The 19,012-nt window shown below is 54.7% G+C and carries 19 protein-coding genes and 1 tRNA gene; 10 read left to right on the top strand and 10 right to left on the bottom strand.

Going from position 1 to position 19,012, the window contains the following annotated elements; all coding sequences use genetic code 11:
* The first annotated feature begins 279 nt into the window (after positions 1–279).
* The 5 genes from WC370_07030 (at position 280) to WC370_07010 (ending at position 4,605) form a co-directional block, all read left to right on the top strand.
* The gene (locus tag WC370_07030) at positions 280–1,203 is read left to right on the top strand and encodes a Mu-like prophage major head subunit gpT family protein (protein ID MFA5309220.1); all 924 of its coding nucleotides are present in this window, start codon (positions 280–282) and stop codon (positions 1,201–1,203) included.
* A 61-nt stretch (positions 1,204–1,264) separates the two neighbouring features.
* Positions 1,265–1,723: a hypothetical protein gene (locus tag WC370_07025; GenBank protein MFA5309219.1), complete on the top strand. Its 459-nt coding sequence runs from the start codon at positions 1,265–1,267 to the stop codon at positions 1,721–1,723.
* A gap of 675 nt (positions 1,724–2,398) precedes the next feature.
* Positions 2,399–2,878, top strand: coding sequence for an HNH endonuclease (locus tag WC370_07020; protein ID MFA5309218.1), 480 nt, complete (start codon positions 2,399–2,401; stop codon positions 2,876–2,878).
* Positions 2,868–3,287 carry a hypothetical protein gene (locus tag WC370_07015; GenBank protein ID MFA5309217.1) on the top strand — a complete coding sequence of 140 codons (420 nt, stop codon included), beginning with the start codon at positions 2,868–2,870 and terminating at the stop codon, positions 3,285–3,287. Before WC370_07020 ends, WC370_07015 begins: the two co-directional genes overlap by 11 nt.
* 673 nt (positions 3,288–3,960) lie before the next feature.
* Entirely contained in the window at positions 3,961–4,605 is a 645-nt protein-coding gene (locus WC370_07010; protein ID MFA5309216.1) for a hypothetical protein, read from the top strand.
* 438 nt (positions 4,606–5,043) lie between these two features.
* On the opposite strand, the gene WC370_07005 is transcribed toward WC370_07010, so the two are convergent.
* From WC370_07005 to WC370_06990, 4 genes are all read right to left on the bottom strand, one after another.
* Positions 5,044–6,132, bottom strand: coding sequence for a hypothetical protein (locus WC370_07005; GenBank protein ID MFA5309215.1), 1,089 nt, complete (start codon positions 6,130–6,132; stop codon positions 5,044–5,046).
* A 94-nt stretch (positions 6,133–6,226) separates the two neighbouring features.
* Positions 6,227–7,117: a tyrosine-type recombinase/integrase gene (locus WC370_07000; protein ID MFA5309214.1), complete on the bottom strand. Its 891-nt coding sequence runs from the start codon at positions 7,115–7,117 to the stop codon at positions 6,227–6,229.
* A 217-nt stretch (positions 7,118–7,334) separates the two neighbouring features.
* On the bottom strand, positions 7,335–7,823 hold the full coding sequence (locus WC370_06995; protein ID MFA5309213.1) for a hypothetical protein: 489 nt from the start codon (positions 7,821–7,823) through the stop codon (positions 7,335–7,337).
* 165 nt (positions 7,824–7,988) lie between these two features.
* On the bottom strand, positions 7,989–8,693 hold the full coding sequence (locus tag WC370_06990) for a GAF domain-containing protein (protein ID MFA5309212.1): 705 nt from the start codon (positions 8,691–8,693) through the stop codon (positions 7,989–7,991).
* 226 nt (positions 8,694–8,919) lie between these two features.
* Here WC370_06990 and WC370_06985 point away from each other — a divergent pair, with 226 nt between their 5' ends.
* Complete coding sequence (locus tag WC370_06985) at positions 8,920–9,177, top strand: hypothetical protein (GenBank protein ID MFA5309211.1); 258 nt, start codon at positions 8,920–8,922, stop codon at positions 9,175–9,177.
* Between the two features lie 309 nt (positions 9,178–9,486).
* Here the strand turns inward: WC370_06985 and WC370_06980 are convergent.
* Both WC370_06980 and WC370_06975 read right to left on the bottom strand, forming a co-directional pair.
* Positions 9,487–9,561, bottom strand: a tRNA-Cys gene (locus WC370_06980).
* Between the two features lie 140 nt (positions 9,562–9,701).
* On the bottom strand, positions 9,702–9,995 hold the full coding sequence (locus WC370_06975) for a DUF6504 family protein (protein ID MFA5309210.1): 294 nt from the start codon (positions 9,993–9,995) through the stop codon (positions 9,702–9,704).
* A 113-nt stretch (positions 9,996–10,108) separates the two neighbouring features.
* Here WC370_06975 and purM point away from each other — a divergent pair, with 113 nt between their 5' ends.
* The 3 genes from purM (at position 10,109) to WC370_06960 (ending at position 13,682) form a co-directional block, all read left to right on the top strand.
* A complete protein-coding gene (gene purM, locus WC370_06970; GenBank protein ID MFA5309209.1) occupies positions 10,109–11,146 on the top strand; it encodes a phosphoribosylformylglycinamidine cyclo-ligase in 1,038 nt (345 codons plus the stop codon).
* 134 nt (positions 11,147–11,280) lie between these two features.
* On the top strand, positions 11,281–12,810 hold the full coding sequence (locus WC370_06965; protein ID MFA5309208.1) for a nicotinate phosphoribosyltransferase: 1,530 nt from the start codon (positions 11,281–11,283) through the stop codon (positions 12,808–12,810).
* Between the two features lie 14 nt (positions 12,811–12,824).
* Positions 12,825–13,682, top strand: a complete 858-nt coding sequence (locus WC370_06960) for a YhfC family glutamic-type intramembrane protease (protein ID MFA5309207.1) — start codon at positions 12,825–12,827, stop codon at positions 13,680–13,682.
* On the opposite strand, the gene tilS is transcribed toward WC370_06960, so the two are convergent.
* Both tilS and WC370_06950 read right to left on the bottom strand, forming a co-directional pair.
* Complete coding sequence (tilS, locus tag WC370_06955) at positions 13,679–15,109, bottom strand: tRNA lysidine(34) synthetase TilS (protein MFA5309206.1); 1,431 nt, start codon at positions 15,107–15,109, stop codon at positions 13,679–13,681. The genes WC370_06960 and tilS overlap by 4 nt on opposite strands.
* Before the next feature lie 42 nt (positions 15,110–15,151).
* Positions 15,152–15,799, bottom strand: a complete 648-nt coding sequence (locus WC370_06950; protein MFA5309205.1) for a TIGR03936 family radical SAM-associated protein — start codon at positions 15,797–15,799, stop codon at positions 15,152–15,154.
* Between the two features lie 207 nt (positions 15,800–16,006).
* Between WC370_06950 and WC370_06945 the strand changes: the two genes are divergently transcribed.
* Entirely contained in the window at positions 16,007–16,294 is a 288-nt protein-coding gene (locus WC370_06945) for a type II toxin-antitoxin system HicB family antitoxin (GenBank protein ID MFA5309204.1), read from the top strand.
* Here WC370_06945 and WC370_06940 read toward each other — a convergent pair.
* Together WC370_06940 and WC370_06935 are read right to left on the bottom strand one after the other, a co-directional pair.
* A complete protein-coding gene (locus tag WC370_06940; protein MFA5309203.1) occupies positions 16,287–16,541 on the bottom strand; it encodes a type II toxin-antitoxin system HicA family toxin in 255 nt (84 codons plus the stop codon). The genes WC370_06945 and WC370_06940 overlap by 8 nt on opposite strands.
* A gap of 16 nt (positions 16,542–16,557) precedes the next feature.
* The gene (locus tag WC370_06935) at positions 16,558–18,807 is read right to left on the bottom strand and encodes a vitamin B12-dependent ribonucleotide reductase (GenBank protein ID MFA5309202.1); all 2,250 of its coding nucleotides are present in this window, start codon (positions 18,805–18,807) and stop codon (positions 16,558–16,560) included.
* Positions 18,808–19,012 lie beyond the last annotated feature (205 nt).

Raw genomic sequence — 19,012 nt, 5'->3', positions numbered from 1 at the left:
GCGGAAGGCCGGGAATACCGACTGATGCAGCAGAGGCGTTGCCGGGAAGTGCGCAGTCTAATTGCTGGTAGAAGTAAGCAAAAGGGAGGGCTTATGGGTAATCAAAAGTGGCGGGGTGTGCCAATCGAAACACTTAAAAAGTACCTCGCCGGGCAGCCGACACACGTTCATACAATGCTTGTTGACGAACAGGGCGAGGTGGTGGAAGTTACGCACAACGAACCACCAGAGGTTGTCCCACAGCCCAGCGAAGAATAAATTAAAGGAGAGACTAAAACTATGGCGCTTGTTACTAGCGACTTTTTAAGTGGGGTTTTAACCAGTTTCAAAGCAATATTCTTAAATGCCTTTACCGAGGCAGACAAGGTTGCGGCATGGCGTGCCCTGTGCCTGCTTACGGACAGCTTTAGCGACAAGGAAAGCTACAATTGGCTTGAAGCCGTCCCGGCCCTGTCAGAGTGGAAAGACATGCGCATCGTTACGGGCTTATCGGCCAAGGGTTACGAAATCACCAATAAAAACTACGAGGGCACCATTGGCGTTGACCGCAATACCCTTGAAGACGATAAATATGCCCTTATTGCCCCCCGTGTGCGCCAGCTGGCAGTGCGGGCGGCTAACCACCCGGCAAAGCTCATTTACCAGCTGCTTAATGCCGGGGCCAGCACCGTAACCTATGACGGCGTAAACTTCTTCAGCGCCAGCCGCACCTTCGGCAACAGCGGCAACATCAACAACATCGCTGGCGGGGCTTACGCCGCCGATGGCGATAAAATCCGGGCGGGCATTGCCGCAGCGGTGCAGGCCATGCGTAACTTTAAGGACGACCGGGGCGAATACCTCGACCTCGTGCCGGACACCATCGTATGCAGCGCTGTCATGGAACTGCCCATCCGCAACGCCCTGCTGCCTGCCGTGGCGGGCACAGAGCGGGCGGAAGCCGAACTAATCAAAAACATCGTTGTTTCCCCTTACTTTACCAGCGGCGCCACCGCCGGGCACGACTATTACCTCGTGGCCACCCAAAACGAACTCAAACCCATGCTTTTCCAGATGCGCAAAAAGCCTGAATTTGTTGCGCTGGACAAGCCGGATAACCACGATGTTTTCATGAAGCGGCTCGTGCATTACGGCATAGATGGCCGTTATGCTGCCGCCCTGCTTGAGCCGAGGGCTGCGGTCATGGTGGACTGCTCGGACTAAAATAAAAGGTGGGCGGGGTGGGTTTAGCCTACCCTGCCTGCCTAACTTAAGGAGTGTAATTATGGCACTTTCAAGTAATAAAGATAGGGGCGTTAAAAGCGCCGGGCCTTTACAGACCTTTCTGGTGGAAGATAATAAACACATCTACAAAGGTGCTTTGGTGGTGGCCAACAATGCCGGATATGCCGAACCAGCGACCAACGCCAGCGGCAAGGTGCCGTTGGGTGTGGCGCATGAAGAATGCGATAACACCAAGGTAGGGCATACACAGGGCGGCAAGTCCGTCCGGGTTATCAGGGGCGGCACCTTCCCGTTTACCACCGCCGACCTGGTTCAATCAGACGTGGGGCTAAAGTGCTATGTTGAGGACGATGACACCGTAAATGACGCTGGTACGGCCACACAGGGCATCGTAGCTGGTATTGTCACGGAAGTGGTTTCGGCCACGGAGGTGCTCGTTGACATCACTCTTGGCCTTGTACAGGGTGCCTTAAGTGCTGCCGTTAACGACGATACTTAGAATTCTAGACCCGCTGCGATATGGGCAAATTGCGGTAAATGTTACTACGCTGCCTTGCCCCATTGCAGCCGCAAGCTTATGGGCACATCAGCGGGTAAATCGGAGCTGCCTCCTAAGCGGCTAACCCTGCTCCGGCGGTTTTTACCGTACAAGGTGGGTTAGCTAAGGCCGGGCGCCTGTTTTACGGCAAGCAGGTGCCCGGCTAACTAATTTTAAAGAAGGTATTAAAATGTATGACGCACATAACAAAGGATTGTACTTGTTAAACGAACTACTACGAGACGGCCATAACCAAAACACACTGCCGCTGCCACCCGGTGCCCTAGAACGTATTGAGGCTGGCGAGACATTTACAGGGCAGGAGCTGGCCGCCTTAGAAAAAGCGTACAGTAAAAGCTATGGGCATAGCAAACCATTGCCCAAGTAGTTAGAGCCTGAAAATTTGCATTGTGTCGCTTGACAGGAGGCTCTTATGCGGGTAACTACCATTAAAAATGGTAAACGGGCTTGCGTGCATTACTGGGTAATTGCAGCACCTAACGGCCCCACCAGCCGGGGCGTTTGTGAACGATGCGGGGCGGTGAGGCCTTTTATTAACGCCTATTCAACTGCTCTTGAACAGGTGCCATACGGTAAAACACTTAGCCTAGAACACAATAGGCGCAGGAGGCGGTAATGAGCAGCAAAGTAGAAAACGCAATTAAGGCGGTAAAAGGACGCTTTGAGAAAAAGGTAGATAAAAATGGGCCGTTAATGCCCGGAATGATAAGCCGCTGCTGGGTATGGCTGGGCGTTAGCTCTTTGAATGACATTTACGGCAGGCTGAATATCAAAGTAGGTGACCGATGGCTGTTAAAGACACCATACAATTGCGCATGGGTATTAGCTGGCGGCCAGTTACCGCCCCCCGGCTTTAACCTACACCATCTCTGTAAGAACACGCAATGCGTAAACCCCCACCACCTTGCTATGGTTACGGCCACGGGGCATCGAAGGTTCCATATCATAGTTTTAAGCGCCACCTGCCCCAACGGCCACCCCTTTAACGAGGTAAACCCTTTAGTTGATGGTAACGGTTACCGCCGTTGCCGGGAATGCGCCAATGAAAGCAGGCAGCGATATAACGAAAGACGAGGGCAGAAACATGCCGCATAAAGCAGGGGCTAGGTTACTTTACCAAACAATAAGCACCAGCGAGCGCATTGCGGGGTTGGGTGTAAAAGGGGCCTTAATTTATACGTGGCTGTTGGCCCACGCAGACGACCAAGGGCGGTATGCTGGTGGTGCCCGCAAGGTTAAGGTTCAGGTTGTGCCCTTAATTGATGAGATCACTGAAAAAGAAGTGGAAAGCGCCTTGGCAGCTATGGCCAAAGTACAGCTTATTATCCGTTACACTGGCGGCGGCACGCAGCTAATACAAATTACCGACTGGTGGGAATTCCAAGCAGGGTTGAGGTTTAAGTTTGGCAGCCGTTACCCGGCGCCGGAGGGGTGGGAAGACAAGGTAAAGATGCCGCCCGAACGCAACGAAATGGGGAAGTTTAGGCAGCCCGGCAACCTGTAAACCAAGAGGCAAAGCTAACAACTGCAACGCCTCTGCAACGGGCCTGCAACACTACTGTAAACCATGGGGTAAGGCTAACTGCTGTTACCTCACCTGTTACCTCTTTGTTACCTTACTGTTACTCAAAGCTAAAGCCCACTAAGCCCGGTAAGAAAAACCATGAGCCAAAGCTACGAACTGCAAACGGTGCTGCAAACGCTCTGCAAACGGACTGCAAACACCAGCCAACGCTTTGGCTTCCAGCTTACCGATAACGGTGCCGGTAACGGTTACGGGTAACGGGGGGAATAGTATAGAACAGAAACTGAAACAGAATAGAAGATGAAGAGAATAGAATTAGGTTTTGAGGTTTATTATCTTCGCCCTGCTGGTTCAGTTCCTGGGCGCAAGCACCAAGCTGCCTGTATCTAGCTGTAAATATGCGAGTTTGGGCAGGGTTTGAAGTACGGCCACCACCCACCACCCTGTTTCCAATATGCCGCCACCAAACTGCTATATCTGCTGCTATGGGTCTGCTATGGGTGTAATAATGCGCCCCGCCCCTGAATAGGCCGCTAAGCTGCAAGTATATGTACCAGCGCCGTGTGCCCGGCAGCATGGCGGCGGGAGGTTAAATGCCTCCCCACCCTGCATTACCCTTGACAACGGAACACGAAGCCCTACAATATAGTTAATGGACTGGCTTAATAACATCAAGGATTTCTTGGGCACTCCCCAAGGTCAAGTTACCGTTGTAGTTAGCCTCTTAGTTACCATTGCCACCATCATTCTCAACCACGCTGTTCCCGCATTTGGTAAGTTCATTTGGCACCTGCCAAAAAACTCTAAAAAATGGTGGCACACGTATGGCTGGCAGTTTAAGGTATGGAACTATTGGAGGCGGTTCAGCCCCAAGTATGCGATTATAGGCCATGGGAAAGTGGTAATTGAGTTTGTAAATAATATGTATCAGCTTAGCCTTTCAATTACTATAAGGTGCCAAAAAAGCGATAACCTAAACACTATGCTGTGGCAGTGTGAAACCATGAGTATGAGAATTAAACCTAAAGGCGTTAAGGGGCGAACTACTGACTTTCACCTAACATATTCTCAAGGCACATCGCAGTTTAGTTTTGTTTCCTCCACCTCGGCAGAAGCAACATATAACCTTCGTGTATTTAACCAAATTAAACCAACGTTAGATAAAACAGCCCTCTGCGATAAGATTTACCTTGGTACTGTGCATACCCAAGGAATGGCAAAGACGCTAAAGGCAAAGAGCTTTATTGTTGATGTAGACTGGTCTAAAATTAACCCACCTACTAACCCTGTGAAATAACTCAAGCGTGGGGTTATTGCGGCGGAGGCAGCGAGGCACGCTGTACTGCGAATCCTCTGGCTCAAACCTTCTAGGAAGTATTGTCTTACCTACCAAGTGTGGGGTTGCGACAATTTGTTGAGACACCGTATAATACACGACACAGGGTGTTGTGCCTGTGGTGCCTATCTAGGGCCTTCTTCCCCGGCCCCACCGCCCTGCGCAGTAAATCAGAACGCATGAGCTAACATAAGCCTAGTTGTGCGCCCCACTTTTAGCTTTGTCAGGCACACAACCTAAGCGTACTAGGCGCCATTGCCACGGTAAATCCAAGGGAAATTGATATTTGTAAGGGGGTGTACTCCAAGCTGCGGGGGGTAGTGCTTTTAAGGATAAATGCTGATAAAATTGTGCGTAATTATTTGATAAATAAGGAATAATGGGTGCCGCATACCCACTTTACTTTTTATCTTTTCTCCTAAATATTCTCTTAAACCTATCGGTAACAGCTCCAAGCCCCACCAACTTAGGTAATAATATCAAAGTCAGCCACATCCCTATAATCAACGAAATAGCAGCCCCATAAAATGTCACGGCATATATGACCTGAAATGCCCAAACCCATGACCCAGACTGTGGAATTAAACATGCCTGGTCTGCTGCTTGATAAAATCCGAACACTACAAAAAAGATTGCTGAGAATATATATAATCCCCCTACCCACCTTAGTTGTTTTTTAATTCCTTCCTCCACCTTCTCTCCAAATGAGGTAACAAGGGGGAAACCTCCCAGTAACCCAGCAACTGTTGCCAATGCGAATGGCTCAAAATCCCCTTCCTTATACTTCGCCACTAGGTATAATACCATTCCTGTAAGTACGATTCCGAAGAAAAGTTGACCAGCGCCCATTAGTAATGGTGGAGCTAGTTCTTTCCACCAATTAATCTTTTTCTTGTCCTTTTTACTTTCATCTGCCATTACTTTGCCTCCCCGTTTTGGTCTGCCGCATATCAGCCTGCACAATTTTTTAACTTCTGATAACGTAGCAGCACTTACTAATCCTTCAAAATAAAGTGGTGCATTTTCTATCAAGGCTCGTGCTTCTACCAAGCGTGGCTTATCGGCCCATTTGTAAACCTGTGCCATAGCCCTTAAATCCCATAAAAAAGCTTCGGTCTTCTGCATTCCAGCGCCTTGAACTTCAACCACACCAACAAGGCTTCCAGCAGCAGCAAGATTTTTCATAGACACCAATCTTTTATTAAACTCTAACCCTGCAAATACTTTTGTTGGGGGATTGGAAGAAAGGGCAATAAAAAGAGCAATAAAAGCTATAGCAAGGGAAACAAGCCCAAGTGAAATCCCTAAAAGAGATAACCCAAAAGACGTTAAGTGACCGGGGGATTCCTTTTCAATAGAATCTGCCGCTGGTATATAAAAAATACCTAAGATAATTAACGCTGCTGCGAAGATAAGAAGTATAACTCTAAATACTTTCATATTTTTACGATTTAAGATTAAAGAAACTAGTGTAACTGATAATAACATGAGCCTTGCTAGGTGTCAACGGTAAAGATTGGTAAAATAAAAAGCCCCTAGACACTTGCCGCCTAGGGGCTTTGTTGCCGTGTTCTTTAAAAACCTAATTAACTATGGCCGCATAAAACTTCATGCTGTCTTCAAACCTTACCGACCTTGTGTAACGCTCAACCATAGCTATACTTTCCCACCTACCCAGCCGCATAATGTGAAGGCTATCAACACCCCGCTTGGCCAAGATACTGGCAAACGTGCGGCGGAAAGTGTGGGCTGAAAAAGTAATGCCAGTTTTGGCGCTTAGCTTTTCAAGCATGTCGGCAATAGTGTAGCTCCCTATGTGCCACAAGCTGCTATCTGCCGGGCGCTGCTCTAGCCATTCCTTAAGCAGGGCTGCGGTTCGCTCACCAAACAGGGCGTAGCCTTCCTTGTTACCCTTGCCCCGCACCTTTATCAAACGCCTGTTCCAATCAATATCCTGCGGGTTAATATTGGTCAGCTCTTCCAGCCGCAGGCCGCTGTCGTTAAACAGGCTTACTATGGCCTTGTCCCTAACCCGCCCCGCTTGGTCAATAATGTAGTCTACCTGTTCAAGTGTTAGGCTCGGCAGTATTTTCTTACCCTGTTTTGGGGCATCAACACCAAGTATGGGGTTGTCGCTCAGCTTTAGGCCGTACCCGGCCTTGGGGGAGTAAAACCAGTTGTAGAAGGTTTTCAGTACCCGGAAATAAGCGTGTTTGCCGCCGTTGCTGCAAGGCAGGGCTTTGATAAACTGGTTTATGTCGTGGCTGGTAACATTGAAGCCAATAACGGCCCCGGCCCTGCGGAGGTAACCTTCGTAAAAATCTCGTGTATTGAGTGACAGCCCCTCACGCCGAGACTCAAAGAAATTGCTTAACACATTGCTTAACACTCCACCCTGTGCAGTAGACTTCCTGCTTGCCACGTGCATTCTTTGGACAGGTTTTAAGTCCGCTGCGTCTGCCTGTTCCGCCATCCCGGCCTGTGCTGAAAGATTCGGGGGACAAGTAAGCCGGTAAACCGGCCTGTCCGAGTTAAATTGTACGTGGTGCTGGAAATGGTGTCAAGAACGGCAAGGCGCTGTCCCCCGCCCGGGACCCGCTTCATTGGCTGACCGCGGTAACCGTACGGGTGAGGCAGCGCCTTTTTTGCCCGATGATTAATATATTAAATTACTCTTTAAAGCCGTAAGCCTATTGTGCCGGAGGCGCCGGGGGCGCCGGAGGGGGACTGGCCGGCGGGGGATTCTGGGTGGGAGGCTTAGCACCGGCTTTGAAACGGTTCATTATGTTGGCAATGGGCATATTCTTGTAGTCCATATAAGCAAGGGCAATCAAAGCTAAAGAGACGATAAGCGCGATGATAAGACCGGCACCGGCGCCGACGCCGCCGCCGAGGTTAACGCCCATGTGAATGACTATGCCCAGCAAAGCCAGCACACCGGCCAGCAGCGTGAACATCGCCCTGGACCTCTGGGGAGTGATGAAAGACAGCCCGGCTGCGGCGATGCTCATGATGAACGTAAGAATGCCCCAGCTATGTATGCCGTTCTGTGACGCGCTAATGCTATAGCCAAAGTAGCTTGCGCTCGCGGTTAACCAGGGTAAAAAGACCATGATGAAAAGTAAAACAGCGGCAATTAACGTGGGCAGATAGGGTCTGGTGTTGAATTTAATGTTCAATGTGCTCCTCCTTAATTATTAGGTTCGTCAGGGGGATCGGTTAGTCTATCTTCTCCGAAAAGCACCTCCTTGAAGATTGCTGCGTATGACAATCAGCAAAATGCACAATGATAGACCTATTGTAAGTATTTATGTGAAATGTGTCAAGGAATTGTTAAAACAGCATTAACGGTGGGACTTGCGGAAGGACTGCATTTTGCGGGTGTGGGAATTGAAAGCGGCGTCCGCGGGCCGGGGCGGACTTTTTTTAGGCGGGGGGACGGGGGATATTTTTTCAGGCATTACCTCTTTGGCGGTACCAGGCGGGGGAAGGATTACTTTGGTATCCGGAATAATAGCGGCGGCGATATCGGGAGGCGACGCCGCCGGCTGCGGTTCGCGGCCGGGCGGTTCCGCGGGCTTTTTGCGGGCGGGGAAACCGCGGGCCAGGTGCGCTTTATTCAGAGCGCCGGCGATAAGCCCGGCGATAACCATAACGAGGTCGGCGGTATCTTTATGGAGGATTCTGCGGTTATGGGAGGCGGCGCCCAGGATGCCGTAAACCCGGTAGGTCATCAGCGGCACGGCCACCAGCCACCTGTACCCGGCGCTGCCGAACGAGCCCAGCCCGTAAGCGCCGTCGTTATTAATGTCCGGGATGATGATTTTGTGCCCCATGCCTACTATCTGGCTGCTGAAGGCGTCATTCATGTCCATGTCGAGGATTTCCGACCTCATGGCGTCGCTCAGGCCGCGTTCGGCCGCCAGCGTCAGCACCTTATCTTTCTTATCGCCGACGGTCTGTATCCAGCAGCATTCCACGTTCAAAGATTGGGAAAAAATATCCAAGGCGGTATTGGCCAGCTTTTCCGGTTCGTTGCTGAGGGACAATACTTCGTTAATCTCGCTGATTATGGAAAATATCTGTCTGGTCTTGATGTCAGGAAAACCTCGGGGAAATATAAATCCAGTAAAATTATAGAACAAATCCGTTCATAACAAAAGTTTATTTACATTATATGCGGACGCGCCGCGGCAGGTATTCTTTTTAACGGCGGAGATAAATGGTATTTTTCCGGGTATTGACAAACCGGCGATTTCGTATTATCATGCGCAAATGATGATGAAGGACAGGACCGGCAAGCCCAGGTACGCCAAGGGGCAGAAGGTTATCATCAAGCCCATCAGCGAGCAGGGCGTGACCCAGCGCGAGTACAACGTTAACGAGTACGCCGGGCGGGTGGGTGAAATCTCCAATTTCTACTGGATAAGCCCGCGCACCGGGCAGATATTCTACATCTATAACGTGAAGGTGGGCAAGGAGCGCAAGGAAATAGTGGTCTACGAGGACGAGCTGGAAGCCTGCCTGTCTTAGATTTCCCCCTTGTCATTCTGAGGGAGTCTCAATGTAATCTGAGCGGCCGTGTATGTACACCGAAGTGCGTTACGGCACACAGGCGCGAGAATCTACCTCGCCTTTCCTCAAAAAAGACATATTGAAAAACGGGACCCAGTTGGGATATTGTTGCTGAAATTACGGGAAATCAGGCCAATCCCGAATCACTGGATTCCGGTTTTCACCGGAATGACAAAATAAAAAGGTCTGGATTCCCGTTTTCATAATTAGCTAAAAGAAAAAAAGCGGGCTGCCGTAAACGCGGCAGCCTTTTTTATAGAAAAAAAATGGAGGCGACGGGCGGATTCGGACCGCCGAATAGGGGTTTTGCAGACCCCCGCCTTGCCACTTGGCCACGTCGCCTTATACGGTTACCATTCTATGATAAATCAGGAAATGATGCAATACGGGATAGCTGTCTTATGCTCACCGGGCGCCGGGGGGAATAGTGTTTGAGCCGGGTATGAAGGCGGTGGTTTGTATTCAAAAAACCGGAGGCGGCCCTACAGTTTCCGGCTGAGGTACCATTTTTTTAGCTCCGGGTGTTTGAGGTTGGTGCCGCGGTCGTAATAAATTTCAAAAACAGCGCCGTCCGCGGTTTTCACGCGGAAACAGGTGCGGTGGTGACGCTCCCGCCAGGTCCGGCTGGTAGTGCTGCGCCCGAAGCCGTAGTCCGGCCACGACTCCAGCACTTCCGCGACAGTGTAGTCGCGCCCGTCCAGCTTGAAAGCGACGGGCGTTTTGACATCGCCGCCGGTGGTGACTTCCAGCGGCTGCCCGAAATAGCGTTCCGGCATTTTATTATCCCTCGCGCTAATGATATTGATAGCGGCGGAACCTGTCAAATGGTTAGTAGCTTGACCATAAAATATGATATCATGGGGTAACGTTATCCGCGGGAGGAACTGCGATGAAAGAGACCTATGCCGCCGCCGGCGTGGATATCGACCTCAAGTCCAGGGTCATCTCCAGAATCAGCCGGTACGCTAAAGCCACCCACCGCCCGGAGGTATTGAGCGGGGTGGGCTTTTTCGGCGGGCTTTTCGAGATGAAGGGCTACAAAAACCCGGTCATCGTCTCCAGCGTGGACGGCGTGGGCACCAAGCTCAAAATAGCCTCCGCCCTGGGGAAATTCGACACGGTGGGCGGGGATATCGTCAACCACTGCGTCAACGATATTTTCACCTGCGGCGCGGAACCGGTCTTCTTCCTCGACTACATAGCCACCGGGAAAGTGGTGCCGGACAGGCTGGAAGCTATAGGTAAAGGCCTGGCGGAAGCCTGTAAAGAGGTGGGGGCGGCGCTCATCGGGGGGGAAACGGCGGAAATGCCCGGCATCTATCACGGCGACGACTTCGACCTGGTCGGCTTCGTCGTCGGTGTCATCGAAAAAGATAAAATCACGATGGGCAGCGGCATCGCCGCCGGGGACGCGGTAATCGGGCTGCCCTCCAACGGCCTGCATACCAACGGCTACTCCCTGGCGCGTAAAATCTTCGGGGAGACGAAAGCGGCCCTGAACAAACGCTACGCCGCGCTCGGCGGGACGGCGGGCAAGGCGCTGCTGGCAACGCATATTTGCTATTACAACCGGCTCAAGCCCCTGCTCAAGAGCATCAAGGGCATGGCGCACATCACCGGCGGGGGCATGGTGGGCAATATCCCCCGCTCCCTCCCCAGAGGGCTGGCCGCGCGGCTGGACAGCAAAAAGTGGGATGTCCCCCCCATTTTCACCCTCCTCCAGAAAAAGGGCGGGGTGGAGACGGCGGAAATGTACCGCGTTTTCAACATGGGCGTGGGCATGGCGGTGGTATGCGCGCCGGAGAGCGTTAAAAAGCTGACCAAAGCCCTGCCGGAAGCCAGAATCATCGGCGAGGTGGTGCGGCAAAAGGGGGAAGCCCGCGTCATCATCGACGGGGAGGGCTACCGGCAGGACAAAGTGGCCTGAGCGGAGAAGATACAAGAAACAAGATATGCCGATTACATGCGGCATCCCGTATGAGGAAAGGAATCGGGACAAGAACTAAATTAATTTGTATCTTTTGTCCTGGTTATCGGGGCGGGGCAAAAAGGAGGCGGCCCATGGCTAACGCCGTACTGGTCATCGATATGCTGCGGGGGTTCATGGAAGAGCCGTGCCCCTTATACTGCGGGGCGGCATCGCGCCGGATTATCCCCAACATTCAAAAGCTCCTGGCAAAAGAGACCGCCGCCGGCGCCGGAGTTTTTTATATCTGCGATTCCCATGATAAGGACGACCTGGAGTTTAAAATGTTCCCGCCGCACTGCATCGCCGGGACGGCGGAAGCGGAAGTCATTCCGGAATTAGCCGGATTCCCCGGCGAAGTCATCAAGAAAAAACGCTACTCCGCCTTTTACGGCACGGACCTGGAACAGAAACTCAAACAACTAAAGCCGGAAAAGCTTATTGTCTGCGGGGTATGCACGGATATCTGCGTCTGCCACACGGTAGCCAACGCCCGCAACCGGGACTATACCGTAGAAGTGCCGGTGGACTGCGTGGCGTCCTTCGATGAAAAGGCGCATTATTATGCTTTGGACCACATGGAAAAGGTGCTGGGCGCCCAGCTGGTCTATACCGCCGCTAAAAAACCGCCGCAACCCAAATTCAAGCCGTCGGCGGAGGTGCTGGACGGCGGCACGGCGGACGTCTATTTCGTGCGCACCCTGGAAATCCTGAAAAAAGAAAACCTCAACCCGGTAACCACGATGGAGGTATTCGGGAGCAGGGCGGGTTTGCTCTGCGGCATCGAGGAAGTGAAAGCGCTATTGGCCGAAGCGCTGCCCGGAGATAAACGCGAGGTCTGGGCCCTGGCCGAGGGCGAAACCATCGCCGCCAAAGAGGTGGTGCTGCGCATTACCGCCCCCTATCAAAGCTACGGCCTTTACGAGACGGCCATCATCGGCATGCTGGCGCAGTCCACCGGCTGGGCAACCGCCGCCCGGGAGTGCGCGGCCGCCGCGGCGGGGACGCCGCTTATCAGCTTCGGGGCGCGGCACGTGCACCCCAACGTGGCCGCGGTAATGGACTACGCGGCGGTGGTGGGGGGCTGCTCCGGCTGTTCCAGCGTCAACGGCGCCAGGCTGGCCGGGGTGGAGCCTTCCGGCACCATGCCCCACGCCCTCATCCTGGTGGTGGGGGACACGGTCAAAGCCACCATGCTCTTCGATAAGCACATGCCGCCGGAAATCGGGCGCGTATCCCTGGTGGACACCTTTAAAGACGAGGCGGAGGAAAGCCTGCGCGTGGCCGCGGCGCTGGGCAAGAAACTCAAGAGCGTGCGGCTGGACACGCCAAGCGAGCGGGGCAGGGTTACCGCCGAGCTGGTCAAAGAGGTGCGCGCCCGGCTCGATTTAGCCGGCTTTCAGCACGTAGGCATCTTCGTCAGCGGCGGCATCGACCCCGATAGAATCAGGTATTTCAAGGAGCGCGGCGCGCCGGTGGACGGGTTCGGGGTGGGGAGCTATATCAGCGGCGCCAGGCCTATAGATTTTACCGCCGACCTGCACGAAATCGACGGCAAGCCAATCGCCAAACGTGGGCGCATACCGGGTATTACGCCTAACCTGCGGCTGCAGCGGGTATTTTAAGGTGGGAGGTTGTTATGCTCTGGGAAACGATGACTGAATACCTGAAGTCCTGGTTCAACTACTCCGGGCTCGCCGTAAACATGCTGCTCATCGGCATCGCGGTGGCGCTGGCTTTCGGCGCGATATGGCTCCTGGCGCACTGGCCGCCGCTTTTCAAGCAGCACCGGCTGTGGGCGGTGCTGGTGGCAAGCGCCTTTTTAACCCTGCTGGCGATAGTGTTCGTGCAGATTCCGCTGCAGTGGTACGCGTCCAAAGCCCTGAGCCATTACTGGGATTCCTATACCCTTTACCACTGGATGCTGCTGGCGGGGCTGCCTTCCCTGATAATTTCCGGGTTCGTACAGGAGGGCGCCAAGATGGTGCCTATGGTTTTCTGGTGGTGGCGGAGCGGTAAGACTATCACCCCCCAAATGGGGCTGGCTATAGGAGCGCTGGCCGGGGCGGGCTTCGGCATCTTCGAGGCGACCTGGGCGCACGGGCAGACCTTCCTTGCCGGATGGACGTGGGACGTGGTAAGGCTTTCCGGCCTGACACAGGGACTCCTCCCGTTCTGGGAACGGTTCTGGGCGGTAGCCATGCACATCGCCGTTTCGGCGCTCGTGGGCTACGGGCTGGCTAAAGGCAAGGGCTGGCAGTTCTATATTCTGGCTTCTGTCCTGCACGCCGCCGTCAATTTCCTGGTGCTGCCGTACCGCAGAGGCATGATAACGTTAAACCAGGTGGAAATTTACCTGGCCGCTGGGGCGGCTTTGATTACCCTGGTGGTCTTGTGGCTGCGCTGGATTCCGCAGGATGATGACACGGTGATGACGCCGGTGATACCGATACCGCCGCCTCCCGGCCCCGAAAAGCCGGACGGGGTGGATGTCTAGGCGCGCCTGAATTCAAGCCTGAGGACTTTTTCCGTGTCCGGCCGGACCCTAGCGCGTTCATCGATACGGCAGCCGACCACCCATAGCATCCGGCCGCCGCCGCAGACGACGGGCACCCGGCGCCGCCATGACCGGGGAATGCGGGCGTCAATCATGAAGACATTCAATTTCTTCGGCTGCGCCAGGCCCAGCGGCTGAAAGCGGTCGCCGGGAAGACGACGCCGCACGGTTAAAGGGCTCCCGACGCGGGCAAAGTCCAGGCAGGCGGTAAAATCATCGTTCCCGCTTACTTCCGCCTCTTGCGGCGGGATGACGTCCGCCGTGATATCCCAGCCGGAGAAAGAAGTCCGGCCCGGCACTTTTAACGTTATTTCACCTTCCAGGGGCGGGAAGGGGCAAAGCGCGGCGGCATCCGCGGCCAGCACGTAGCGGTCGTATTCGACGGTGAAGCTAAGCCCGAAGGGCAGCCCGATGACTTTGCCGGCCGGCTTATGCAGGCCGGCGATGATATTTTCAATGTGAACGGCCTCGATGTCTTTAAGGTTGCCCAGCAGCGCCTCTATGGCGGAGCGCAGGAGCTGGCGCTGGAGGGCAGGAGGCAGGGCCAGCAAAGCCTTTTTATCCATTACCACCGAATCCGGCATTGCCGTTACAACCTGGATCCAGTGGCGGCGGGCCTCCCCCTCGATAAAGTCCATGTCCTCGGCGGTGGCGCGGGCTAAACGGAGCAGGGCTTCCCTGATGCGCAGGTTGTACTTGCGCAGCTCCGGCAGCAGCTTATGGCGGACGCGGTTGCGGAACGGCTGGGTGAGAAAATTGGACTTATCGGCGCGGGGCTGGAGGCGGTGTTTGCGGCAGTAGGCTACGGTGTCCGGCCGGCTTAGCTCCAGCAGCGGCCGGATAACGGTGAGATTATAACCGGATACCTGCCGGCGGCTGACGGGCAGCAGCCCCCTTAAGCCCCGCCCCCCGCTGCCGCGCAGCAAATGCATCAAAATCGTCTCTATATGGTCGTCGGCGGTATGGCCTACCGCGATACCCGCCGCCCCGATATTGGCCGCCACCTCCCCCAGAAAAGCATACCTTACCTCCCGCGCCGCTTCCTCTAAAGTGAGGCGGTGCTGCGCCCGGTAAGCGCGCACGTCCCGGGAGGCGATGGTGGCGGGGATATCGAGTCGCTTTGCCAGCCCGGCCACGTAAGCGGCATCGGCGACGGAGTCTTTGCCGCGCAACTGATGGTTTAAATGGGCGATATGCAGCGTGATGCCCAGCTCTTCCCGCAAAGCCGCCAGGATGTGCAGCAGGCACACGGAGTCCGGCCCGCCGGAAACGGCGACCACCAGCGTCTGACCGCTGGCGGCGAGCTTTCTGGCGCGGATGTATGCCAGCACCTGCTGTTCCAAAGGGGGGATTTTAGCTGTTGGCAATTTTTCTTCCGCCTTCCCTGTCACGCCGGCGGGCGCCGCCGTTTAATTAGCCTGGAGAATCAGCTTGCTGCGGTGGATGGAGGCGGGGTATTTTTCAAAGCCCAGGGCGGCGGCCACCTGCTCCGGCCGGCCAGCGCCGCTGCCATCACTGCGCAGCCTCATGCCGATGGCGCAGCGGCCGGGGCGGAAATCGATGAGCCAGAGGTCATCCACCAGGGTGCGGAGGTCGTATTTATGGGGGCCGGTGTCCCGCTGGTGCTGCCAGGGCAGAGTCTCTTTCTCCAAAAGGGCGTTGAGGGCGGACTCGATAGTGTTCTGGTCTTGATCCGTTTCAATCTCCACTTTATATTCCGCCTGCCGCACCTGGGACTGCAAGGAGGGCATGATCAGGGGGGTGTTGTAAACCCCGTCAAGGGATACGCCGCGCGGCAGCTGCCGGTCAATGGCGGCGGTAAAGGTGTGGGGAGAAACGAACTTGTCCAGGAAAATGTCCATGAGCTCCGCGTCCGAGGTGACGCCCATGGCCAGGGCCTGCGCCACGGAAATCTGGGGGTGGGGGTTAAATCCCTTGGAATAGGATAATGGCATACCGGCGCGGTTGAGCGCCCGCTGCCACAGACGGATTAAGTCCAGGTGGGAGATATACTTTAGCTCCTCCCCCCGGCTGAACCTGATGCGCAATCTCTGCATAGTTGACCCCTAAGCAATAATAACATTGGGGGAGGGGGGCGTCAAAAAAGAAGGAGGAGGGGAGGTTAATTATACCGGCGAATAATAACAGGCTATGCTTGACAGGGGCTTTACAAAGTGTATACTTTATAGAGAAAGCGGTAGTATTAATTTTAGGTATATCTAGTGCTTTTTTCAGGTGAATTTGGGTTGGGACGGAGGGGGAGAATGATGTCTGATCATAAACCTACCATAGAATTCAAGATAGAAATAGTTATCGAGCCTGATGAAGGCGGATACCACGCGTATTGTCCCGCGTTAAAAGGTTTACACACTTCCGGTGAAACACGGGAAGAGGCTTTACAGAACGCCAGGGAAACGGCTATCGTGTATCTTGAATCCCTAATAAAGCATGGCGAACCGATACCCGTCGGGGTGAGCAAGCGAGCGTCCTACTCGGCGGCTTCAAACATTAGTCGCTATAAAGAAGAGCTCAAAGTAGCTTGCGCTATTTAACCAGTTTCAGTCTTTTTAAATCAGCTTCTTTCCAGCCGATATCTTCAAACAAATCCCTCAACAACTTAGGCCCGAAGGTCTTGTGCGGGTGAAAGTGTATGGCGACGAGCCTGCCATCCGGAAACCGATAAACCCGGGCAACCCCTCTCGATGTATCTAAAGCAGCCCCATCCCTTTCAAGTGCGGAAACGATATCCTCTACTGATTTATTCTTGAGCTGGTCCCAAACCTGTTTGGGAAACGCCATTGAGTACCTTTTCCCCCTAGCACTTGGTATAGCCGCAGGCCGGGCAGTGGTAGCAGCCCTCCGAATAGACGAGCATGTTGGAGCATTCCGGGCACTGGCCGGCCATGTTCTTGGCCAGGCCGTAGTCCTCCAGCTTGGGCTTGTCCTCGCCGTCGATGTGCTTTTCCAGCACGCTGGCGATAGCGTCCGCGCAGGAGAGGATGGACTTGCCGCCTTCCCAGGCGATGGACGGGCAGCGGATGCCCCGGAGCTGTTTGACCACCTGGGCCACGTCCACACCGGAGCGCAGCGCCGTGGAGATGAGGCGGCAGATGGCTTCCAGCTGGGCGGAGGCGCAGGCGCCGGACTTGCCGAGGGTGGAAAACACTTCAAAAATGCCCTTGTCATCGTAGGCGACGGTGATATAGAGGCCGCCGCAGCCGGTATTGACCTTGGTAATCGTCCCCCGGGTCTCGGCGGGGCGTTTGCGGGGGGTGCGTTCGGAAGGCTCGGCCGCCTTTTCCGGTTTCTTACCGGTGGTCAGCACTTGGGTGTCCCGGGAGCGGTCGCGGTAGATGGTGATGCCCTTGAGACCCTCCTCGTAGGCCAGCAGGTAGGCGTGGGACACGTCCTCGCGGGTGGCTTCGTGGGGGAAGTTGACGGTCTTGGAGACGGCGTTGTCCGTGGACTTCTGGAAAGCCGCCTGCATTTTAACGTGCCACTCCGGGGTGATTTCATGGGCGGTGACAAAAACGCGCTTTACCTTGTCCGGCACGCCCTTGATTTCGCCCAGGTGAGCGCCTTCCGCCAGCTTTTTCATCAGGTCGGCGGAATAAAAACCGCCTTTTTGGGCGGCTTCTTCAAAGTAGGGGTTGACCTCGACGAAGGGGGTGCCGTCCAGCACGGTCTTGGTATAGCTTAAAGCGAAGAGCGGCTCAATGCCGCTGGAGCAGCCGGCAATCATGCTTAAAGTGCCGGTGGGGGCGATGGTGGTGCGGGTAGCGTTGCGCAGCTGCGGGCCTGCCGGCACGTCATAGATACTGCCCTCGAAAGCGGGGAACACGCCGCGCTCTTTAGCCAGCTCCACGGAAGATTTGAGAGCTTCTTCACCGATAACCCGCATCAGCTTTTCAGCCACGTCCAGCGCCTCCCCGGAGTTGTAAGGCACGCCGAGCATGACCAGCATATCGGCGAAGCCCATGATGCCCAGGCCGATTTTGCGTGTCTTTTTGGTCATTTCCTCGATTTGCGGCAGCGGGAACCTGTTGATATCGATAACGTTATCCAGGAAGCGGACGCCGGTCTTGACGGTGCGGGCGAGTTTGGGGTAATCGATTTCCCAGCCAGCGCTCTTTTTCTTCATCATCCTGGAGAGATTGATGGAAGCCAGGTTGCAGGACTCGTAGGGGAGGAGGGGCTGCTCGCCGCAGGGGTTGGTGCTCTCGATTCTGCCGAGGTGGGGGGTGGGATTGGCCTCGTTAATACGGTCGATGAAAACGATGCCGGGGTCGCCGGTGCGCCAGGCCATGTCCACGATTTTATCAAAGACCTCTTTGGCGTTGAGCGTGCCGGATACTTTTTTGGTATGGGGATTAATCAGCTCGTAGTCCTCCCCCGCCTTGACCGCCTCCATGAATTCCGCCGTCAGGGCCACGGAGATATTAAAATTGGTGAGGGCGGTCATGCTTTCCTTGGCGGTGATGAACTTTAAAATGTCCGGGTGGTTGATATCCATGATGCCCATGTTGGCGCCCCGCCGCGTGCCCCCCTGCTTGGTGACATCGGTGACGGTATCAAAGGCGCGCATAAAGGAAACGGGGCCGCTGGCCACGCCGCCGGTGGAGCCCACCATGTCATTTTCCGGGCGGAGGCGGGAGAATGAAAAGCCGGTGCCGCCGCCGCTTTTATGAATCAGGGCGGTGTATTTCACGGCGTCGAAAATCGACTCCATGGAGTCGTCCACGGGCAGGACGAAGCAGGCGGAAAGCTGCCCCAGCTTTTTCCCGGCGTTCATTAAAGTGGGGGAGTTGGGGAGGAACTCCAGGCCGTGCATCAGCTTGAAAAAATCGTCCTCGACCGCTTTCACGTTAGCTTTGGGATTATAGATAAGCTCTGCCGCGGCAATCGCCGACGCCACGCGGCGGAACAGTTGCTCCGGTGTTTCCGTCACCTTGCCCTGGTCGTCCTTCAGCAGATAGCGTTTTTCAAGCACCTGACGGGCGGTATCAGTAAGACCGTTAGCGGATGTTGTTTCCTGCGGGGTCCTGACTTCAGTTTCGGTTTCCATTTTGGCATTGTCCTCCTCTTGTTGTACTGGCTGGTGCGCGTTAAGGACTTCCATGACCATAGCTTCTATTTCCGCATCGGTAGGCATCCTGCCGCGGAGGGATAAACGGGACTTGCGGTCCACCAGGTCTTCCATGCCGGGCAGGGTGGGCAGCACCTGGGCCTGGGCTTTTTCCAGCCGTTCGATGACCTGGGCCGTCAATTTC

The sequence above is a fragment of the Dehalococcoidales bacterium genome (assembly GCA_041652735.1).
Lineage (GTDB): Bacteria > Chloroflexota > Dehalococcoidia > Dehalococcoidales > RBG-16-60-22 > RBG-13-51-18.
Note: the sequence above shows the minus strand (reverse complement) of the source record. Positions and strands in the feature narration are given on the sequence as shown.

Bases quoted from the DNA above. Each gene is read 5' to 3' on its own strand.
- WC370_07000 (MFA5309214.1), bottom strand. From the start codon at position 7,117: ATGGCGGAACAGGCAGACGCAGCGGACTTAAAACCTGTCCAAAGAATG.
- WC370_06940 (MFA5309203.1), bottom strand. From the start codon at position 16,541: ATGGCGTTTCCCAAACAGGTTTGGGACCAGCTCAAGAATAAATCAGTA.
- WC370_06975 (MFA5309210.1), bottom strand. From the start codon at position 9,995: ATGCCGGAACGCTATTTCGGGCAGCCGCTGGAAGTCACCACCGGCGGC.
- WC370_07015 (MFA5309217.1), top strand. From the start codon at position 2,868: ATGCCGCATAAAGCAGGGGCTAGGTTACTTTACCAAACAATAAGCACC.
- WC370_06965 (MFA5309208.1), top strand. From the start codon at position 11,281: ATGGCTAACGCCGTACTGGTCATCGATATGCTGCGGGGGTTCATGGAA.
- WC370_06950 (MFA5309205.1), bottom strand. From the start codon at position 15,799: ATGCAGAGATTGCGCATCAGGTTCAGCCGGGGGGAGGAGCTAAAGTAT.
- WC370_06935 (MFA5309202.1), bottom strand. From the start codon at position 18,807: ATGGAAACCGAAACTGAAGTCAGGACCCCGCAGGAAACAACATCCGCT.
- WC370_06985 (MFA5309211.1), top strand. From the start codon at position 8,920: ATGATGATGAAGGACAGGACCGGCAAGCCCAGGTACGCCAAGGGGCAG.
- WC370_07025 (MFA5309219.1), top strand. From the start codon at position 1,265: ATGGCACTTTCAAGTAATAAAGATAGGGGCGTTAAAAGCGCCGGGCCT.
- WC370_07020 (MFA5309218.1), top strand. From the start codon at position 2,399: ATGAGCAGCAAAGTAGAAAACGCAATTAAGGCGGTAAAAGGACGCTTT.
- WC370_06960 (MFA5309207.1), top strand. From the start codon at position 12,825: ATGCTCTGGGAAACGATGACTGAATACCTGAAGTCCTGGTTCAACTAC.
- WC370_07030 (MFA5309220.1), top strand. From the start codon at position 280: ATGGCGCTTGTTACTAGCGACTTTTTAAGTGGGGTTTTAACCAGTTTC.
- purM (MFA5309209.1), top strand. From the start codon at position 10,109: ATGAAAGAGACCTATGCCGCCGCCGGCGTGGATATCGACCTCAAGTCC.
- WC370_07005 (MFA5309215.1), bottom strand. From the start codon at position 6,132: ATGTTATTATCAGTTACACTAGTTTCTTTAATCTTAAATCGTAAAAAT.
- WC370_06945 (MFA5309204.1), top strand. From the start codon at position 16,007: ATGATGTCTGATCATAAACCTACCATAGAATTCAAGATAGAAATAGTT.
- WC370_07010 (MFA5309216.1), top strand. From the start codon at position 3,961: ATGGACTGGCTTAATAACATCAAGGATTTCTTGGGCACTCCCCAAGGT.